At 69.2% G+C, this 15848-nt stretch carries 19 protein-coding genes, 1 tRNA gene, 1 pseudogene and 1 riboswitch; of the genes and pseudogenes, 8 read left to right on the forward strand and 13 right to left on the reverse strand.

What is annotated here, in order from left to right; genetic code table 11:
• Window positions 1–44: 44 nt before the first annotated feature.
• Window positions 45–848 carry an ABC transporter permease gene (locus OG624_RS16250; protein WP_167745585.1) on the reverse strand — a complete coding sequence of 268 codons (804 nt, stop codon included), beginning with the start codon at window positions 846–848 and terminating at the stop codon, window positions 45–47.
• Between the two features lie 198 nt (window positions 849–1046).
• On the opposite strand from OG624_RS16250, the gene OG624_RS16255 reads away from it, so the two are divergent.
• Complete coding sequence (locus tag OG624_RS16255) at window positions 1047–3497, forward strand: transglycosylase domain-containing protein (RefSeq protein ID WP_051763997.1); 2451 nt, start codon at window positions 1047–1049, stop codon at window positions 3495–3497.
• 6 nt (window positions 3498–3503) lie between these two features.
• Here OG624_RS16255 and OG624_RS16260 read toward each other — a convergent pair whose 3' ends face one another.
• The 3 genes from OG624_RS16260 to OG624_RS16270 all read right to left on the reverse strand — a co-directional run bounded on the left by OG624_RS16260 (window position 3504) and on the right by OG624_RS16270 (window position 4675).
• On the reverse strand, window positions 3504–3824 hold the full coding sequence (locus tag OG624_RS16260; RefSeq protein WP_030158619.1) for a DMT family transporter: 321 nt from the start codon (window positions 3822–3824) through the stop codon (window positions 3504–3506).
• A gap of 31 nt (window positions 3825–3855) precedes the next feature.
• Window positions 3856–3927: riboswitch (guanidine-III (ykkC-III) riboswitch) on the reverse strand.
• A gap of 42 nt (window positions 3928–3969) precedes the next feature.
• A complete protein-coding gene (locus tag OG624_RS16265) occupies window positions 3970–4311 on the reverse strand; it encodes a GroES family chaperonin (protein ID WP_030009035.1) in 342 nt (113 codons plus the stop codon).
• Between the two features lie 43 nt (window positions 4312–4354).
• Complete coding sequence (locus OG624_RS16270) at window positions 4355–4675, reverse strand: DUF3618 domain-containing protein (RefSeq protein ID WP_208869448.1); 321 nt, start codon at window positions 4673–4675, stop codon at window positions 4355–4357.
• Window positions 4676–4779: 104 nt separating this feature from the next.
• Here OG624_RS16270 and bcp point away from each other — a divergent pair, with 104 nt between their 5' ends.
• From bcp to OG624_RS16285, 3 genes are all read left to right on the forward strand, one after another.
• Window positions 4780–5247, forward strand: a complete 468-nt coding sequence (gene bcp / locus OG624_RS16275) for a thioredoxin-dependent thiol peroxidase (protein WP_030009033.1) — start codon at window positions 4780–4782, stop codon at window positions 5245–5247.
• A 150-nt stretch (window positions 5248–5397) separates the two neighbouring features.
• Window positions 5398–6408 carry an HNH endonuclease gene (locus tag OG624_RS16280; protein WP_051763996.1) on the forward strand — a complete coding sequence of 337 codons (1011 nt, stop codon included), beginning with the start codon at window positions 5398–5400 and terminating at the stop codon, window positions 6406–6408.
• A gap of 43 nt (window positions 6409–6451) precedes the next feature.
• Window positions 6452–6536, forward strand: a tRNA-Leu gene (locus OG624_RS16285).
• A 55-nt stretch (window positions 6537–6591) separates the two neighbouring features.
• Here OG624_RS16285 and rdgB read toward each other — a convergent pair.
• The 4 genes and pseudogenes from rdgB to OG624_RS16305 form a co-directional block, all read right to left on the reverse strand.
• Window positions 6592–7206, reverse strand: a complete 615-nt coding sequence (gene rdgB, locus OG624_RS16290; RefSeq protein WP_030009030.1) for an RdgB/HAM1 family non-canonical purine NTP pyrophosphatase — start codon at window positions 7204–7206, stop codon at window positions 6592–6594.
• A 24-nt stretch (window positions 7207–7230) separates the two neighbouring features.
• On the reverse strand, window positions 7231–7611 hold the full coding sequence (locus OG624_RS16295; protein ID WP_033226639.1) for a hypothetical protein: 381 nt from the start codon (window positions 7609–7611) through the stop codon (window positions 7231–7233).
• A gap of 105 nt (window positions 7612–7716) precedes the next feature.
• A complete protein-coding gene (gene rph, locus OG624_RS16300; protein WP_030724328.1) occupies window positions 7717–8442 on the reverse strand; it encodes a ribonuclease PH in 726 nt (241 codons plus the stop codon).
• A 104-nt stretch (window positions 8443–8546) separates the two neighbouring features.
• A pseudogene (locus OG624_RS16305) lies at window positions 8547–8789 on the reverse strand (glucose PTS transporter subunit EIIB); the annotation flags it as partial.
• Window positions 8790–9007: 218 nt separating this feature from the next.
• Here OG624_RS16305 and OG624_RS16310 point away from each other — a divergent pair.
• A complete protein-coding gene (locus OG624_RS16310) occupies window positions 9008–10309 on the forward strand; it encodes a PTS transporter subunit EIIC (RefSeq protein ID WP_161292694.1) in 1302 nt (433 codons plus the stop codon).
• 271 nt (window positions 10310–10580) lie between these two features.
• On the forward strand, window positions 10581–11855 hold the full coding sequence (locus tag OG624_RS16315; RefSeq protein ID WP_033226634.1) for a PTS transporter subunit EIIC: 1275 nt from the start codon (window positions 10581–10583) through the stop codon (window positions 11853–11855).
• Between the two features lie 78 nt (window positions 11856–11933).
• On the opposite strand, the gene OG624_RS16320 is transcribed toward OG624_RS16315, so the two are convergent.
• Complete coding sequence (locus OG624_RS16320; protein ID WP_371639533.1) at window positions 11934–12686, reverse strand: MBL fold metallo-hydrolase; 753 nt, start codon at window positions 12684–12686, stop codon at window positions 11934–11936.
• Window positions 12687–12881: 195 nt separating this feature from the next.
• Here OG624_RS16320 and OG624_RS16325 point away from each other — a divergent pair, with 195 nt between their 5' ends.
• Window positions 12882–13301 carry a hypothetical protein gene (locus tag OG624_RS16325; protein ID WP_371639534.1) on the forward strand — a complete coding sequence of 140 codons (420 nt, stop codon included), beginning with the start codon at window positions 12882–12884 and terminating at the stop codon, window positions 13299–13301.
• A complete protein-coding gene (locus OG624_RS16330) occupies window positions 13298–13660 on the forward strand; it encodes a DUF488 domain-containing protein (RefSeq protein WP_244291035.1) in 363 nt (120 codons plus the stop codon). Before OG624_RS16325 ends, OG624_RS16330 begins: the two co-directional genes overlap by 4 nt.
• 167 nt (window positions 13661–13827) lie before the next feature.
• Here the strand turns inward: OG624_RS16330 and OG624_RS16335 are convergent, their stop codons facing one another.
• The 4 genes from OG624_RS16335 to OG624_RS16350 all read right to left on the reverse strand — a co-directional run bounded on the left by OG624_RS16335 (window position 13828) and on the right by OG624_RS16350 (window position 15751).
• Window positions 13828–14778 (reverse strand): PLP-dependent cysteine synthase family protein, encoded by a 951-nt coding sequence (locus OG624_RS16335; RefSeq protein WP_033226630.1) that lies wholly within the window; start codon window positions 14776–14778, stop codon window positions 13828–13830.
• Window positions 14778–15056 carry a MoaD/ThiS family protein gene (locus OG624_RS16340; RefSeq protein WP_030010597.1) on the reverse strand — a complete coding sequence of 93 codons (279 nt, stop codon included), beginning with the start codon at window positions 15054–15056 and terminating at the stop codon, window positions 14778–14780. Before OG624_RS16340 ends, OG624_RS16335 begins: the two co-directional genes overlap by 1 nt.
• A gap of 87 nt (window positions 15057–15143) precedes the next feature.
• Window positions 15144–15251, reverse strand: coding sequence for a putative leader peptide (locus tag OG624_RS16345; protein ID WP_314252769.1), 108 nt, complete (start codon window positions 15249–15251; stop codon window positions 15144–15146).
• A 77-nt stretch (window positions 15252–15328) separates the two neighbouring features.
• Window positions 15329–15751, reverse strand: coding sequence for a Mov34/MPN/PAD-1 family protein (locus tag OG624_RS16350; RefSeq protein ID WP_033226629.1), 423 nt, complete (start codon window positions 15749–15751; stop codon window positions 15329–15331).
• Window positions 15752–15848 lie beyond the last annotated feature (97 nt).

Consider the following 15848-nt stretch of genomic DNA (forward strand, 5'->3'; position numbering starts at 1 on the left):
GGTCCCGTACCCGCACCGAGACCGCCGTCGCCTCCGCTTCCGCCTCAGCCACCCTGGACCACCACCTTCCGCGTCGCGGCCGACTGCAACAGCCGCCCCGTCCCCAGCAGTACGAGCGCCCACCCGGCCTGGAAGGCCAACGCCTCGGCCGCGCCCCCGGCCCCGGAGTGCTTGCCCAGCAGGACGTCCATCGGCACCTGCAGCATCGCCGACCACGGCAGGACGCGGACGAACTCGCCGAAGCCGCCCGGGAAGACGGTCAGCGGCAGCAGCATCCCGGAGAAGAAGATGGAGGCGACCGTGGCCATGATGTTGATGCCGGCCCCGTCCATCAGCCAGAAGGCCACCAGCCCCACCATGTAGCGCAGCGCGAAGCTGACCACCAGCGCCAGCAGGACGGACACCAGGAACAGCAGCCAGCGCAGCGGGTCGACGGGCAGCGCCAGCGGGAACGCGAGCGCCCCCGCCACCAGCGGCACCACCCCGCGGCCCAGCAACTGGAAGACGGCCCGCCCCAGATCGGCGGCGAGCCACCACATCTGGAGGTCCGCGGGCCGGTAGAGGTCGACCGCGATGTCGCCGGTCCGGATCCGCTCCTGGAGCTCTTCCTGGAAGCCGCCGCCGATCAGGGCGGCGGCGGCCAGCAGCGACTGGCTCACCCAGACGAAGGTGAGCGCCTGCGCCTGGTCGTAGCCGCCGAGTCCGGGCCGTTCGTCCCACAGCGCGATGTACGTGTAGGCCACGATGAACCCGAACACGGTGTTGGTGAACACCCCGGCCGCTGTCGCGATCCCGTAGGTGGCGTACCGCCTGAATCCGCCTGCCGCGACCGCCAGGTAGAGATCCACTCCGCGTCGCACTCTTCGGCGCACCGTATCCCTCCGTTTCCCACGTCGTTCCTACGTCGGCCAAAGCGCGCGAGCTTAGTGCGGAGGGGCGAGCCACGCGACCGATTTATGCCCGTCCGGAGCGTAATCAGCGGCCATCGGGTAGACACCATGAGGTACAGAAGTGGATATTTTGAACGGCGTCGAGGAGTCCTGGAGATGAGCGACCAGTCACCACCCCCGGGCTGGACCCCTCGCGACCCCGACACCCCGCCGGACGTACCGCAGCCGCGCACCGACCCGTCGGCGTCACAACAGGCACAGCAGGCACAGCGCGGGGAACCGCGGCAGGACGGCCGGCCGGGGAAGAAAGTCCGGCGGAAGAGAACCGGGTGGCGCCGCTTCCTGCCCACCTGGCGCATGGTCCTGGGCGGCATCCTGCTCGTCGCCCTGCTGATCGGCGGCGCTCTCGTCGCCGGCTACCTGCTGGTCGACATCCCGCCCGCCAACGCCGCGGCCACCGCGCAGTCCAACGTCTATCTCTACTCCGACGGCTCCCAGATCGCCCGCGACGGCGAGGTCAACCGCGTCAACGTACCGCTGTCGCAGATCCCCCGGTCCGTGCAGGAGGCCGTACTGGCCGCCGAGGACCGGGACTTCTACTCCGAACGGGCGGTGGACCCCAAGGCGATGATCCGCGCCGCCTGGAACACCGCGACCGGCAAGGGCACCCAGTCCGGTTCGACGATCACTCAGCAGTACGTCAAGAACTACTACTTGGGCCAGGAACAGACGATCAAGCGCAAGGCCAAAGAGTTCTTCATCGCGATCAAACTCGGTCGCGAGAAGTCGAAGAACTACATCCTTGAGGGCTACCTGAACACCAGCTACTTCGGCCGCAACGCCTACGGCATCCAGGCCGCCGCCCAGGCCTACTACGGCAAGGACGTCAACAAACTCACCACCGCCGAGGGCGCGTACCTCGCCACCCTCCTCAACTCCCCCAGCGCCTTCGACGTCGTCTCCCACCCCCAGAGCCGCCCCCGCGCCCTCGCCCGCTGGAACTACGTACTCGACGGCATGGTCAAGAAGCAGTGGCTGACCCCCGCCGAACGCGCGACGACCCAGTTCCCCGAACCGGGCAAGGTCCGCGCCGCCGCCGGCCTGTCCGGCCAACGCGGCTACCTCGTCGAAGCGATCAAGGACTACATCGTCGACAACAAGATCCTCGACGACAAGACCCTCGCCGAAGGCGGCTACCGCATCACCACCACCATCGACAAACGCCGCCAGACCGCCCTCGTCGACGCCGTCAACAGCCAGATGGTCGGCAAACTCGAACCCGAGACACGCAAGGCCGACCGACTGGTCCGCGCCGGCGGAGTCTCCATCGACCCGGCCACCGGCAAGGTCCTCGCCATGTACGGCGGCATCGACTACACCAAGCAGTACGTGAACAACGCGACCCGCCACGACTACCAGGTCGCCTCCACCTTCAAGCCCTTCGTCTTCGCCGCCGCCGTCGAGAACGACTCCCGCACCCAGGACGGCCGCCGGATCACCCCGAACACGATCTACAACGGCGACAACAAACGCCCCGTCGTCGGCGGCCGCATCCGCTTCGCCCCTGAGAACGAGGGCCAGATCTCCTACGGCAACATCACCGTCAACACCGCCACCGACCTCTCCGTCAACGCCGTGTACGCGCAGATGGCCGTCGACGTCGGTACCGGCAAGGTCAAGAAGACCGCCATCGACCTCGGCATCCCCGAGAACACCCCCAACTTCGTCCCCGGCCCCGCCATGGCACTCGGCACCCTCCAGGCCAGCGTCCTGGACATGACCCAGGCCTACGCCACCCTCGCCGACCACGGCCGCCGCACCCCCTACACCTTCGTGGAGAAGATCACCAAGGGCGGCGACACCATCGGCCTCCCCGAGCGCACCCCCACCCAGGCCATCAGCCGCGAAGCCGCCGACACCACCACGTCCATGCTGGTCAGCGTCGTGGACAACGGCACCGGTACGGCCGCCCTCGCCGCCGGCCACCCCGCCGCGGGCAAGACCGGCACCGGCGAACTGGACCGCTCGGCCTGGTTCGCGGCCTACACCCCCGACCTGGTCACCGTGATCTCCATGATGGGCCAGGACCCGGACACCGGAACCCTCGAATCCCTCTACGGCGCCCTCGGCGAGGCCCGCATCGGCGGCGGCGGCTACCCCGCCCGCATCTGGGCCGCGTACACCAAGACCGCCCTGGAAGGCACCGACCCCGTCGACTTCGACCTGGAACTCCAGCCCGGCGCCGCCCCACCCCCACCACCGACCGAACCGGAATCCGAACCGCCGCAGGAGACCCCCGGCGAACCCTCGCCCAGCACCCCCGAACGCCCGACCCGCCGCCCCTCACCGACCGACACGACCGGCGGGCGCAACCAGGGCGGCCAGGACAACGGAGGCCAGAACCAGGGCGGCCAGGACAACGGGGGCCAGAACAACGGCGGTCAGGACAACGGCGGCACCACCCAGGGCGGCGACCAGGGCGGCACCACCCAAGGCACTCAGGGCGCCACCCAAGGCAACACCCAGGGCAGCGCACAAGGCAGCACCCAGGGCGGCGACGGAGGCCCGGCCGAAGGCCTGCGACCACCGTCCGCCTTCCTCGAATGACGAGGGTCAGTGACCGGAGGTCGCCTTCAGCCCCACCACGGCGACCAACAACAGACAGATGAAGAAGATCCGGGCGGCGGTGACGGGCTCACCCAACACCGCCATACCGAGCACGGCCGCGCCGGCGGCACCGATGCCCACCCACACCCCGTACGCCGTACCGATGGGCAGGGTCTTCGCGGCGTAGGACAGCAACACCATGCTCGCGACGATCCCGGCACCCGTGAACACACTCGGCCACAGCCGGGTGAAACCTTCGGTGAACTTCATGCCGATCGACCAGCCGACCTCGAGCAGACCGGCGACGAGAAGAAGAACCCATGCCATGACGGCACCTCCGAGACGAAGAGCGATACGGGGTGCGTCGTCTTGTCGTACCCGGTACGGCGCGTCTCGTCGGGGTTCCCCTCCACCGTAGCAAAAGGCCGCGAAAAGGGCCGGTGACCTGCGCCACCAGCCCTTTTCCCACAATTCAGAGATACAGCCCGGTGGAGTCCTCCGACCCCTCCAGCCGCTCCGCGGCCACGGCGTGCAGATCCCGCTCGCGCATCAGCACGTACGTCGCCCCCCGCACCTCGACCTCGGCACGGTCCTCGGGGTCGTACAGCACCCGGTCACCCGGCTCGACCGTCCGGACGTTCTGCCCGACCGCGACCACCTCGGCCCAGGCCAGCCGCTTGCCCACCGCGGCCGTCGCGGGAATCAGGATGCCGCCGCCCGAGCGCCGCTCACCCTCCGGCAGATCGGACTTCACGAGCACGCGATCGTGCAACATGCGGATGGGCAGCTTGTCGTGGGTGGTGTTCTCGCTCACGCCACGAACCTACCTGCCCACGCCCGCCCCGTACCCCTCAGGGTCATCCGCGCTTGCGGCGCGCCGACACCACGATCAACCCGACCAGGCTCACCGCGACCAGCGCGACGGGCACGATCCGGTCGACGCGCGGAGCCCCGTCGTCGTGCCGCAGACCGTCCCGCAGATCCGTCACGAGCCGGTTCACCGTGGCGAAGGCCCGCCCGGCGGTCTGGTCGACGGTCGAGGCGACCCGTGCCTTCGCGTCCCCGATGATCGTCTTCGGGTGCATGCGCACACCGATCTCGTCGAGCGTCTCGGCGAGCTGCTCACGGCGGCGGACGATGTCCGCCTCGATCTGTGCGGGGGTCCTGGCTTCCGGCACCGCGCTGCCTCCGTCGTCGTGGTCGTGTGGGGCGTAGTCCGCCATGAACAGTCTGTCAGCTTAGTCTCATGGCATACCGATCCCCTCCCGAGGAGAGTGTCACGATGAGCGAGCGACTCCAGCCGGGCGACACCGCCCCCGCCTTCACCCTGCCCGATGCGGACGGCAACGAGGTCTCGCTCGCCGACCACAAGGGCCGCAAGGTGATCGTCTACTTCTACCCGTCCGCGCTGACCCCGGGCTGCACCAAGCAGGCCTGCGACTTCACGGACAACCTGTCCTTCCTGACCGGACACGGCTACGACGTCATCGGCGTGTCCCCGGACAAGCCGGAGAAGCTGGCGAAGTTCCGCGAGAAGGAGGACCTGAAGGTCACCCTGGTCAGCGACCCGGAGAAGGAGACGCTGACGGCGTACGGCGCGTACGGCGAGAAGAAGCTGTACGGCAAGACGGTCACCGGGGTCATCCGCTCGACGGTGGTCGTCGACGAGGAGGGCAAGGTCGAGCACGCCTTCTACAACGTCAAGGCCACGGGCCACGTAGCCAAGATCATCAAAGACCTGGGCCTCTGACCCCGGCCCACCCACGGAGCGGCCCGCACCCACCCGGTGCGGGTCGCTCCGTTTATCGGACGAAACAGCCCGTAACCGTCCGCCCTCCGGTGCCGTTGCTCCGTGCGAGGGCCGCACACGCGGCCGGACAGAGCTCGGAGGGGGCGGACCATGGAAGACCCGAACGACCGCGACACCCTGGCTTCCGCGGTCGCGGCGTCGAGAGGCTGGGCCGACCTGATGCGGCGCCTCGGCTTCAAGGAGAGCGGGGGGCGACGCCGCATGCTGCAGGAGAAGGCCACCGCCTATGGGATCGACACGAGTCATTTCGCCAAGCGAAGCCCTTGGCGCAAGTACCCCGACGAGGCCATCGCCGCCGCAGCCGCGACGTCCACCACCCTGCGCGAAGTCGCGGTGAAGCTCGGCGCGCCGCCCGCCACCGGAACCCTGTCGCACATCGTCCGCCGGATGGCCGTCGCCGGCATCGACATCAGCCATTTCCGCGGCATGCAACGGATCGGCATGGAACTTCCGTTCACCGCGGAGGAGCTTGCGGGAGCGGCAGCGTCCGCCGACAGCGTGCGCGGCACAGCTCGCGCCCTGGGTGTGCCTGACGACAGCCGCTCCCGCGCCGCCCTCGGAAGGATGCTGAAGTCGCACGGCATAGACACAGCCCATTTCCGGAACGCGCGAATCCTTGTCCCCGAAGACGCGCTGCGCGCGGCAGTTCCGGCAGCACTGAGCTACGCGGACCTCATGCGCGCCCTCGGCCTTCCCGTCAATGACGTGAACCACCGACGCGTTCGGCGGCTGGTCACCCGGCTCGGACTCGACGTCAGCCACTTCAAGAGGCGCACCTGGGCAACCACTCAGGTGGTACGCCCGCGGAAGGACCCCGCCGACACCGTCCTGACCAAGCTTCCCGAGGGGGCGGCCCGCGTCCACCGCCCCCGTCTTCATCGGGCACTGCAAGAGATCGGCGTTCCGTATGCCTGCGAAGAGTGCGGCAACACCGGGGAGTGGCGCGGGCGGCCGATCACCCTCCAGATCGATCACATCAACGGGGACTGGCGCGACAACCGTCGCGAGAACCTCCGGTACCTGTGCCCCAACTGCCACTCACTGACCGACACGTGGTGCCGGAACCGCCGCACCAAGACCGCGGACCGCACCGTAGACTGAGCGCAGCCCGGACGAACCAGATGTCCGAATTAGGCAACATGTCGCGGTCGTGGCGAAATTGGCGATACGCGCTGGGTTTAGGTCCCAGTGGGGTGATACCCGTGGGGGTTCGAGTCCCCCCGACCGCACGCCGGCAGAGGGCCCGTACGCATACGCGTGCGGGCCCTCTCGGCATGGCCCGCGTCAGCCCAGGAGGGCTCGGACGAAGGGGACCAGGGCGCGGAAGGCCTGGCCGCGGTGGGAGATGGCGTTCTTCTCCGCCGGGGTCAGTTCCGCGCATGTGCGGGTGTCGCCCTGCGGCTGGAGGATCGGGTCGTAGCCGAAGCCGCCCGTGCCGGACGGGGTGTGGCGCAGGGTGCCCAGGAGGCGGCCCTCGACGACGCGTTCGGTGCCGTCCGGCAGGGCCAGGGCCGCCGCGCACGCGAAGTGGGCCCCGCGGTTCTCGTCGGCGATGTCGCCGAGCTGGGCCAGCAGCAGGTCGAGGTTGGCCTTGTCGTCGCCGTGGGTGCCGGCCCAGCGGGCCGAGAAGATGCCGGGGGCGCCGTGCAGGACGTCCACGCAGAGGCCGGAGTCGTCGGCGACCGCCGGGAGGCCGGTGGCGCGGGCCAGGGCGTGGGCCTTGAGGAGGGCGTTCTCGGCGAAGGTGACGCCGGTTTCCTTGACGTCCGGGATCTCGGGGTACGCGTCCGCGCCGACCAGCTCGTGCGGCAGGCCGGCGTCGGACAGGATCGCGCGGAGTTCGGAGACTTTGCCCGCGTTGCGGGTGGCCAGGATGAGGCGGCTGGGCGTCGAGGTCATGCCCCCATTATCCCGGGGGGCGGATCACCCCGGGGTGCAGACCTTCGACAGCTCGCTCGCCGCGTCAGCGACGGGCTGGATGTCCGGGGCGGTGTTGCCGCTCTCGATCGAGGCGCGGACGTTCTTGACGGCCGTGTTCATGGAGTCGATGGCCTTGCTCAGGTCGGCGTTGTCCGTCTGGTCGCCGATCTTCTTCAGGTTCGTCTCGATCTGGTTGAGCGCGTTCTGGGCGTCCTGGGGGCTGTTGCCCGCCTGGGAGACGGCCTGCTGGAGGTCGTTGGCGCCGTCCGTGATGGCCACGGCGGTGTTCGCGCAGTCCATGGCCGTGGAGATCGCGTCGCAGGCGGACAGGGCCGGGACGGTGAGTACGGCGGCCACGGCTACGGCCGCTATGCGGAGCTTCATGCGGTTCTCCCCCTGAGGGCTTGGACGCTACGAGGACGGGCGCACGGTGGCGAAACCGTGCGCCCGTATCTTCCTGGACGCCGGGCCGGGCCCGGCGGTTGCCGGCTACAGTTCGAGCGCGCCCCGCTGGATGGCTTCGAGGTCGGCGCAGCCGCCGGCGGCGAGGTCGAGGAGGGCGTTGAGTTCCTTGCGGTCGAAGGGCTCGCCTTCGGCGGTGCCCTGGACCTCGACGAAGCGGCCGTCGCCGGTGCAGACGACGTTCATGTCGGTCTCGGCGCGGACGTCCTCCTCGTAGCAGAGGTCGAGGAGCGGGACGCCGTCGACGATGCCGACGCTGACGGCGGCGACGGTGCCGGTGAGGGGCTTGCGGCCGGCCTTGACGAACTTCTTCTTCTGGCCCCAGGCGACGGCGTCGGCGAGGGCGACGTAGGCGCCGGTGATGGCGGCGGTGCGGGTGCCGCCGTCGGCCTGGAGGACGTCGCAGTCCAGGACGATGGTGTTCTCGCCGAGGGCCTTGTAGTCGATGACGGCGCGCAGGGAGCGACCGATCAGGCGGGAGATCTCGTGGGTGCGGCCGCCGATCTTGCCGCGGACGGATTCGCGGTCGCCGCGGGTGTTGGTGGAGCGGGGCAGCATCGAGTATTCGGAGGTGACCCAGCCTTCGCCGCTGCCCTTGCGCCAGCGCGGGACGCCTTCGGTGAAGGAGGCGGTGCAGAAGACCTTGGTGTCTCCGAAGGAGACGAGGACGGAGCCCTCGGCGTGCTTGCTCCATCCGCGTTCGATGGTGACCGGGCGGAGCTGTTCGGGCGTACGGCCGTCGATGCGAGACATGGCTCCGAGCCTAGTCGGTGCCGGCCTGGGGCTGTGTCGGTGTGCGAAGACCCCGTCCGGGGCTTCCGGGACGGGGTCCGTCGGACCTGCTCAGGGGGTCCGGATCACATCATGTCTTCGATGTCGGCGGCGATGGGGTCGGCGTCGGTGCCGATGACGACCTGGATCGCGGTGCCCATCTTGACGACGCCGTGGGCGCCGGCGGCCTTGAGTGCGGCTTCGTCGACGAGGTCGGGGTTGATGACCTCGGTGCGCAGGCGGGTGATGCAGCCCTCGACCTCTTCGATGTTCTCGATGCCGCCGAGCCCGGCGACGATCTTCTCAGCCTTGGTGGCCATGTGTTTCTCCCTGAGTGTTTCGAAGAACGGGTCTCGGCGGCCGGTACATGGCTACCTACCTGCACGGTCCGCTTCGTCACGGTAACGCACGGTTGGCCCATCTACGCAGGCACATGACGGGCTTCTGTCGAATGATGACGATCAGCAGCAACCCGCCCACAACTGGTCTACACCAGTGTGCCGTAAGTGTTGCGGCAGCCAAAACGGGCCGGTCAGGGAGGACGCCGATGAGCGTGAGCAGCTCCAAAGCAGCGGCACAGCCGAATTGGCGGAACAACCTGTTCCAGGGGCTGCAGAAGATGGGGCGCAGCCTGCAGCTCCCGATCGCGGTGCTGCCGGCGGCGGGAATCCTGCTGCGGCTCGGGCAGCCGGACGTGTTCGGCGCGGACGGCTTGCAGTGGACGGACGTCGCGAAGGTGATGGCGGGTGCGGGTGGGGCGCTGCTCGACCCGGATCTCGGTCTGCCGTTGCTCTTCTGCATCGGGGTCGCCATCGGCATGGCGAAGAAGGCGGACGGTTCGACGGCCCTCGCGGCCACGGCGGGGTTCCTCGTCTACCGGGGGGTGTTGCACTCGTTCCAGAAGGCCTGCCCGGAGGGGACCAAGGACATCGGGGGTGGCTGCCTGGGCCCGAACGACACCTTCGTGGCGTACACGTACCAGAATCCCGGGGTCTTCGGCGGCATCATCATGGGGCTGCTGGCGGCCTATTTCTGGCAGCGGTACCACCGGGTGAAGTTGGTGGACTGGCTGGGCTTCTTCAACGGTCGGCGGTTGGTCCCGATCGTCATGTCTTTCGTCGCGATCGCGTTCGCGGCGCTCTGCCTGTGGGTCTGGCCGCCGGTCGGTGACGCGCTGGAGAGTTTCTCCGACTGGTTGCGGGGGCTCGGCGCCTGGGGTGGCGGCATCTTCGGCGTCGCGAACCGCGCGCTGCTGGTGATCGGCCTGCACCAGTTCCTGAACGTGCCGGTCTGGTTCCAGTTCGGGTCGTACACGGCGCCGGACGGGAAGACGTACCACGGTGACATCAACATGTTCCTGCACGGCGATCCGACCGCGGGCCTGTTCCTGACCGGTTTCTTCCCGATCATGATGTTCGCGCTGCCGGCGGCGGCGCTGGCGATCACGCACTGCGCGAAGCCTCAGCGGCGCAAGGAGGTCGGCGGTCTGATGCTGTCGGTGGCTCTGACCTCGTTCGTCACCGGGATCACGGAGCCGTTGGAGTACTCCTTCCTGTTCGTGGCGCCCATGTTGTACGCGGTGCACGCGGTGCTGACGGGTGTGTCCATGGCGGTGTCGTGGGGGTTGGGCGTCAAGGACGGTTTCAGCTTCTCGGCGGGCCTGATCGACTACGTCATCAACTGGAACCTGGCGACGAAGCCCTGGCTGATCGTTCCGATCGGTCTGTGTTTCGCGCTCGTCTATTACGTGGTGTTCCGCTTCGCGATCACGAAGTTCGATCTGGCGACGCCGGGTCGGGAGTCGGACGAGGAGATCGCGGCGATGGAGTCGGAGACGACCAAGGCCTGAGCCGGGCCGGTCTTCGCAGGGTTACCGCACGGTCCGTCAAGGGCCCCTGGATCACGATCCGGGGGCCCTTCGGCACGCCTCGGGACATGTGATCCAGGCCACAGGAAATCGAAGGTTCCTTATCTAACCCTCACCGTGTTACAACTGGTCTACACCATGAATTGGTGTAGACCACGACCGCTTCCCCCGGCGGCGTGTCCCCCTTTCTGAGACGTCGCCGTCCCTCGTGGTTGCACCCCTTGGCGGCGCCTTGCTCCCCCCGGAGGAAGTTATGAGTACGGCTACTGACGCCGCTGCGCCGCCCGCCAAGAAGCGGGGATCCGGCCTGATCCAGGGTCTGCAGAAGGTCGGCCGCAGCCTCCAGCTGCCCATCGCCGTCCTGCCCGCCGCCGGCATCCTGCTGCGTCTCGGTCAGCCCGACGTCTTCGGCGCGGACGGTCTCGGCTGGGGCAAGGTCGCCACGGTGTTCGCCACCGCCGGTGACGCGGTCTTCAGCAACCTGCCGCTGCTGTTCTGCATCGGTGTCGCCATCGGCTTCGCCAAGAAGGCGGACGGCTCCACGGCGCTCGCCGCACTCGTCGGGTTCCTGGTCTACAAGAACGTCCTCACCGCCTTCCCGGTGACCGAGGCCGTCATCAACACCACCGAGAACAAGGGTGTCGACGTCGCCGCGACGTACAACAACCCCGGTGTCCTCGGCGGCATCATCATGGGTCTGCTCGCCGCGGTCCTGTGGCAGCGCTACCACCGCACCAAGCTCGTGGACTGGCTCGGCTTCTTCAACGGCCGCCGCCTCGTCCCGATCATCATGGCCTTCGTCGGCGTCATCGCCGGTGTGTTCTTCGGCCTGGTGTGGGAGCCGATCGGCGAGGTCATCTCCAACTTCGGTGAGTGGATGACCGGGCTGGGCGCCGCGGGCGCCGGCATCTTCGGTGTCATCAACCGCGCGCTGATCCCGATCGGCATGCACCAGTTCGTCAACACCGTCGCCTGGTTCCAGATCGGTGACTTCACCAACGCCGCCGGCGAGGTCGTCCACGGTGACCTGAACCGCTTCTTCGCCGGTGACCCGGAGGCCGGTCTGTTCATGACGGGCTTCTTCCCGATCATGATGTTCGGCCTCCCGGCCGCCGCCCTGGCCATCGCCCACACCGCTCGCCCGGAGCGCCGCAAGGCCGTCACCGGCATGATGGTCTCGCTCGCCCTCACCTCGTTCGTCACGGGTGTCACCGAGCCCATCGAGTTCTCGTTCATGTTCATCGCGCCGGTGCTCTACGCGATCCACGCCGTCCTGACCGCCCTCTCCATGGCGATCACCTGGGCGCTCGGGGTCCACGCGGGCTTCACCTTCTCCGCGGGTCTGATCGACCTCGGCCTCGGGTGGAGCAAGGCGACCAACCCATGGATGATCATTCCGATCGGTCTGGTCTTCGGAGCGATCTACTACTTCGGGTTCCGCTTCGCGATCGTCAAGTTCAACCTCCCGACGCCGGGCCGCGAGTCCGACGAGGAGCTGGCCGAGATGGCCAAGGCCGACGCCAAGTAGGCAGTCCCCGTAGGCACGAAGAAGCCCCCGCTCTCCCGGAAGGGACGGCGGGGGCTTCTTCGTGCGTCGTGGCCGGGCTCAGACCTCGTAGACCGCGCCCGAGTGCGCCAGGTCGACCGGGCCGTCGTAGACCGCGCGCGCGTCGGCGAGGTTCTGCTCGGGGTCGGTCCACGGCGGGATGTGGGTGAGGACGAGCCGGCCCACGCGACCGCCGGCCGCGTACTCGCCCGCCTCACGGCCGTTCAGGTGCAGACCCGGGATGTCCTCCTTGCCGTGCGTGAAGGAGGACTCGCACAGGAAGAGGTCGGTGCCGTCGGCGAGCAGGCCCAGCTCGGGGCAGGTGCCGGTGTCCCCGGAGTACGTGATCGAGCGGCCGTCGTGCTCGACGCGGATGCCGTACGCCTCGACCGGGTGGGAGACCCGCTCGGTGCGGACCTGCAGCGGGCCGATCTCGAAGGTCCCGGACTTCAGCGTGCGGAAGTCGAAGACCTCGCTCATCGAGCGCTCGTCGGGGACGTCGTCGTAGGCGGTGGTCAGCCGGCGCTCGGTGCCCTCGGGCCCGTAGACGGGGATGGTGCCGCAGCGGCCGCCCTCGTGCCGGTAGTAGCGGGCGACGAAGTACGCGCACATGTCGATGCAGTGGTCGGCGTGCAGGTGGCTCAGGAAGATCGCGTCGAGGTCGTAGAGGCCGATGTGGCGCTGCAGCTCGCCGAGGGCGCCGTTGCCCATGTCGAGGAGCAGCCGGAAGCCGTCGGCCTCGACGAGGTAGCTCGAACAGGCCGATTCCGCGGACGGGAACGACCCCGAACAGCCGACGACGGTGAGCTTCATGGAGCGTGAACCTCCGAGGACGGTCCGTGGACGGAATGCGGGCCGTGCGTGCGTCGAGCGTAAGGCGCGAAACGTCCGGTCGCTCCTCCGCGGCAGGCCGTTGTGGGGGGAATCACCTGCGCTGTCACCCGGGGGAGCGACGGTGGGCACGGGCGTTGCCATGCCGGGGCGTTCCCGCGCGGCTACGGTCGAAGCATGGACACGTCCTGGTGGCCCGCGGTGGCTGCGGTGGTGGCCGTGGCGCTGCTGGTGCTGGTCGCCGGGGGCCGCTCCCGGCTGCCCCGCCGGGCCCCGCCGGCGCACGGGGCCGGTCCGCCGCCGCAGCCGCGGGCGGGCGAGCTGTGGTCCTTGGCCGACGGTCGTACGTGCCTGGTCCTGGCGGTGGGGTCGGTACGGGGCCACCGGGCGCGGGTCGCGTGGATCACCGGGAAGTACGACGATCGGCGGGCCGGGGTGATCCCGCTGCCCCCGGGGACGGTCGGCGGGCAGGGCCGGGCGAGCTTCCTGGAGGCGGACCGGCCGGCGGAGGTGTCGCTGTGGGAGTTCCGGAGCCGGCTGGGGATGCTGGACCCCGCGGTGTGGGACGAGATCAAGGGTCTGGGAGGCGCGCGGTGAAGCGGGAACCGGTGATCCGTCTGCGGCGGGTGTACGACCCGCCGGAGCCGGGGGCGGACGGGGTACGGATCCTCGTGGACCGGCTCTGGCCGCGGGGCCTGGCGAAGGCGGTGGCCGGGGTGGACGAGTGGCCGAAGGCGGTGACGCCGTCGACGGAGCTGCGGAAGTGGTTCCACGACGGGGGGTCGGCGCAGGAGTTCCGGGAGCGGTACGAGGCGGAGCTGGCCGAGCCGGGGGCGGTGGCGGAGCTGGATCGCCTCCGCGGGTTGATCGGGGGCGGGCCGGTGACGCTCCTGACCGCGGTCAAGGACCCGGGCTCCAGCCACGCGGCCGTGCTCGCGGAGCTGCTGTCCGACTAGTGGTGCGGCACCGCTGCACGGGGCTCCGCCCCGGACCCCGAGCCTCGAACGCAGGCGAGGCTGACTTTCAGCCCCGCCGGCGTTCGAGGCGCGGGGTCCGGGGCGGAGCCCGAGCGACGGCGCCGCACCCGGGACCCGTGGGCGACCCCGCAGGGGCACGGCAGGGGCTAAGCCCAGAGTTGGCCCTGGAGGACCTCGATGGCTTCCTCGGTGGTCGCGGCCGTGTAGACGCCCGTCGAGAGGTACTTCCAGCCGCCGTCGGCCACGACGAAGACGATGTCCGCCGATTCGCCCGCGGCCACCGCCTTGCGGCCGACGCCGATCGCCGCGTGCAGGGCGGCTCCGGTGGAGACGCCGGCGAAGATCCCCTCCTGCTGCAGCAGCTCCCGTGTCCGCGTCACCGCGTCCGCCGAGCCCACCGAGAAGCGGGTGGTGAGCACGGAGGCGTCGTAGAGCTCCGGGACGAAGCCCTCGTCCAGGTTGCGCAGTCCGTAGACGAGGTCGTCGTAGCGCGGCTCGGCGGCGACGATCTTGATGCCGGGGACGTGTTCGCGCAGGTAGCGGCCGACGCCCATGAGGGTGCCGGTGGTGCCGAGGCCCGCCACGAAGTGGGTGATGGAGGGGAGGTCCGTGAGGATCTCCGGGCCCGTGGTGGCGTAGTGCGCGCCCGCGTTGTCCGGGTTGCCGTACTGGTAGAGCATCACCCAGTCCGGGTGCTCCGCGGCCAGTTCCTTGGCCACCCGGACCGCGGTGTTCGAGCCGCCGGCGGCCGGCGACGAGATGATCTCGGCTCCCCACATGGCCAGCAGGTCACGCCGCTCCTGGCTGGTGTTCTCCGGCATCACGCACACGATGCGGTAGCCCTTGAGCTTGGCCGCCATCGCCAGCGAGATGCCGGTGTTGCCCGAGGTGGGCTCCAGGATGGTGCAGCCGGGCTGGAGCCGGCCGTCCTTCTCGGCCTGCTCGACCATGTGGAGCGCGGGGCGGTCCTTGATCGAGCCGGTCGGGTTGCGGTCCTCCAGCTTCGCCCAGATGCGGACGTCGTCCGAGGGCGACAGCCGGGGCAGCCGGACGAGCGGCGTGTTGCCGACCGCGGCCAGCGGGGAGTCGTAGCGCATTACTTCGATCCGCCGGCCACGGCCGGGAGGATGGTGACGCTGTCGCCGTCCTTGAGGGCGGTGGAGATGCCGTCGAGGAAGCGGACGTCCTCGTCGTTGAGGTAGACGTTGACGAAGCGGCGCAGCTGGCCACCGTCGACAATGCGCTCCTCGATCCCCTTGTGACGGGTCTCCAGGTCCGCGAAGAGGTCGGCGAGGGTCGCGCCCTCACCGGAGACGGCCTTCTCGCCTTCGGTGTAGGTGCGGAGGATGGTGGGGATGCGGACCTCGATGGCCATGGCTGTCTCCAGTCGTCGGGAGTGCGGGAAATGCGTGGAAGGGTGCGGCGCGCGGTTCGTCGGCCCTCCGCGCGAAGGGCTCCGTACTCAGAGCGCGGGACAGATGGCGCTGGCGAGGCGGCACAGGTCGACGTGCAGCCGCGCCACGAGCAGCAGCCTGCCGGGCGTCTCGATGCTCACGTCGTGGGAAACCATGCGGTCATGTTAACGATTCCCGGTCCCCCGTTTGGAGTGTGATCCCGCATCGTGGACGTCCATCGCTCACATACTGGTCAGTAGGCGTCGACGACCTGCACTTCTTCCTCGGTGATCACTCCGTCGACGATCCGGTACGAGCGGAACTGGAACTCCCCGAGGCCGTCCTCGTCCGCCGTGGAGACGAGTACGTAGTGCGCGTGGGGCTCGTTCGCGTAGGTGACGTCCGTGCGCGAGGGGTACGCCTCGGTCGCGGTGTGCGAGTGGTAGACGATCACCGGCTCCTCGTCGCGGTCGTCCAGATCGCGGTAGAGCTTCAGCAGATCCTTCGAGTCGAACTCGTAGAACGTGGGCGAGCGGGCCGCGTTGAGCATCGGGACGAACCGCTCGGGGCGGTCGGTGCCCGCCGGGCCGGCCACGACACCGCACGCCTCGTCGGGGTGGTCCTGACGGGCGTGCTCGACGATCCGGTCGTACAGGTCCTGGGTGAGGGTCAGCATGAGCGACAGGATAAGCAGACGGGCCCCTACGTACCGAGGAGTGGTACGCAGGGGCCCGCATGGTGGACACAAGGTCCGTGGGAGCGCGGTTCCCGGC

The sequence above is a fragment of the Streptomyces virginiae genome (assembly GCF_041432505.1).
Taxonomy (GTDB): domain Bacteria; phylum Actinomycetota; class Actinomycetes; order Streptomycetales; family Streptomycetaceae; genus Streptomyces; species Streptomyces virginiae_A.

Bases quoted from the DNA above. Each gene is read 5' to 3' on its own strand.
- OG624_RS16255 (WP_051763997.1), top strand. From the start codon at position 1,047: ATGAGCGACCAGTCACCACCCCCGGGCTGGACCCCTCGCGACCCCGAC.
- OG624_RS16260 (WP_030158619.1), bottom strand. From the start codon at position 3,824: ATGGCATGGGTTCTTCTTCTCGTCGCCGGTCTGCTCGAGGTCGGCTGG.
- bcp (WP_030009033.1), top strand. From the start codon at position 4,780: ATGAGCGAGCGACTCCAGCCGGGCGACACCGCCCCCGCCTTCACCCTG.
- OG624_RS16280 (WP_051763996.1), top strand. From the start codon at position 5,398: ATGGAAGACCCGAACGACCGCGACACCCTGGCTTCCGCGGTCGCGGCG.
- rdgB (WP_030009030.1), bottom strand. From the start codon at position 7,206: ATGACCTCGACGCCCAGCCGCCTCATCCTGGCCACCCGCAACGCGGGC.
- OG624_RS16295 (WP_033226639.1), bottom strand. From the start codon at position 7,611: ATGAAGCTCCGCATAGCGGCCGTAGCCGTGGCCGCCGTACTCACCGTC.
- rph (WP_030724328.1), bottom strand. From the start codon at position 8,442: ATGTCTCGCATCGACGGCCGTACGCCCGAACAGCTCCGCCCGGTCACC.
- OG624_RS16310 (WP_161292694.1), top strand. From the start codon at position 9,008: ATGAGCGTGAGCAGCTCCAAAGCAGCGGCACAGCCGAATTGGCGGAAC.
- OG624_RS16315 (WP_033226634.1), top strand. From the start codon at position 10,581: ATGAGTACGGCTACTGACGCCGCTGCGCCGCCCGCCAAGAAGCGGGGA.
- OG624_RS16320 (WP_371639533.1), bottom strand. From the start codon at position 12,686: ATGAAGCTCACCGTCGTCGGCTGTTCGGGGTCGTTCCCGTCCGCGGAA.
- OG624_RS16325 (WP_371639534.1), top strand. From the start codon at position 12,882: ATGGACACGTCCTGGTGGCCCGCGGTGGCTGCGGTGGTGGCCGTGGCG.
- OG624_RS16335 (WP_033226630.1), bottom strand. From the start codon at position 14,778: ATGCGCTACGACTCCCCGCTGGCCGCGGTCGGCAACACGCCGCTCGTC.
- OG624_RS16340 (WP_030010597.1), bottom strand. From the start codon at position 15,056: ATGGCCATCGAGGTCCGCATCCCCACCATCCTCCGCACCTACACCGAA.
- OG624_RS16345 (WP_314252769.1), bottom strand. From the start codon at position 15,251: ATGGTTTCCCACGACGTGAGCATCGAGACGCCCGGCAGGCTGCTGCTC.
- OG624_RS16350 (WP_033226629.1), bottom strand. From the start codon at position 15,751: ATGCTGACCCTCACCCAGGACCTGTACGACCGGATCGTCGAGCACGCC.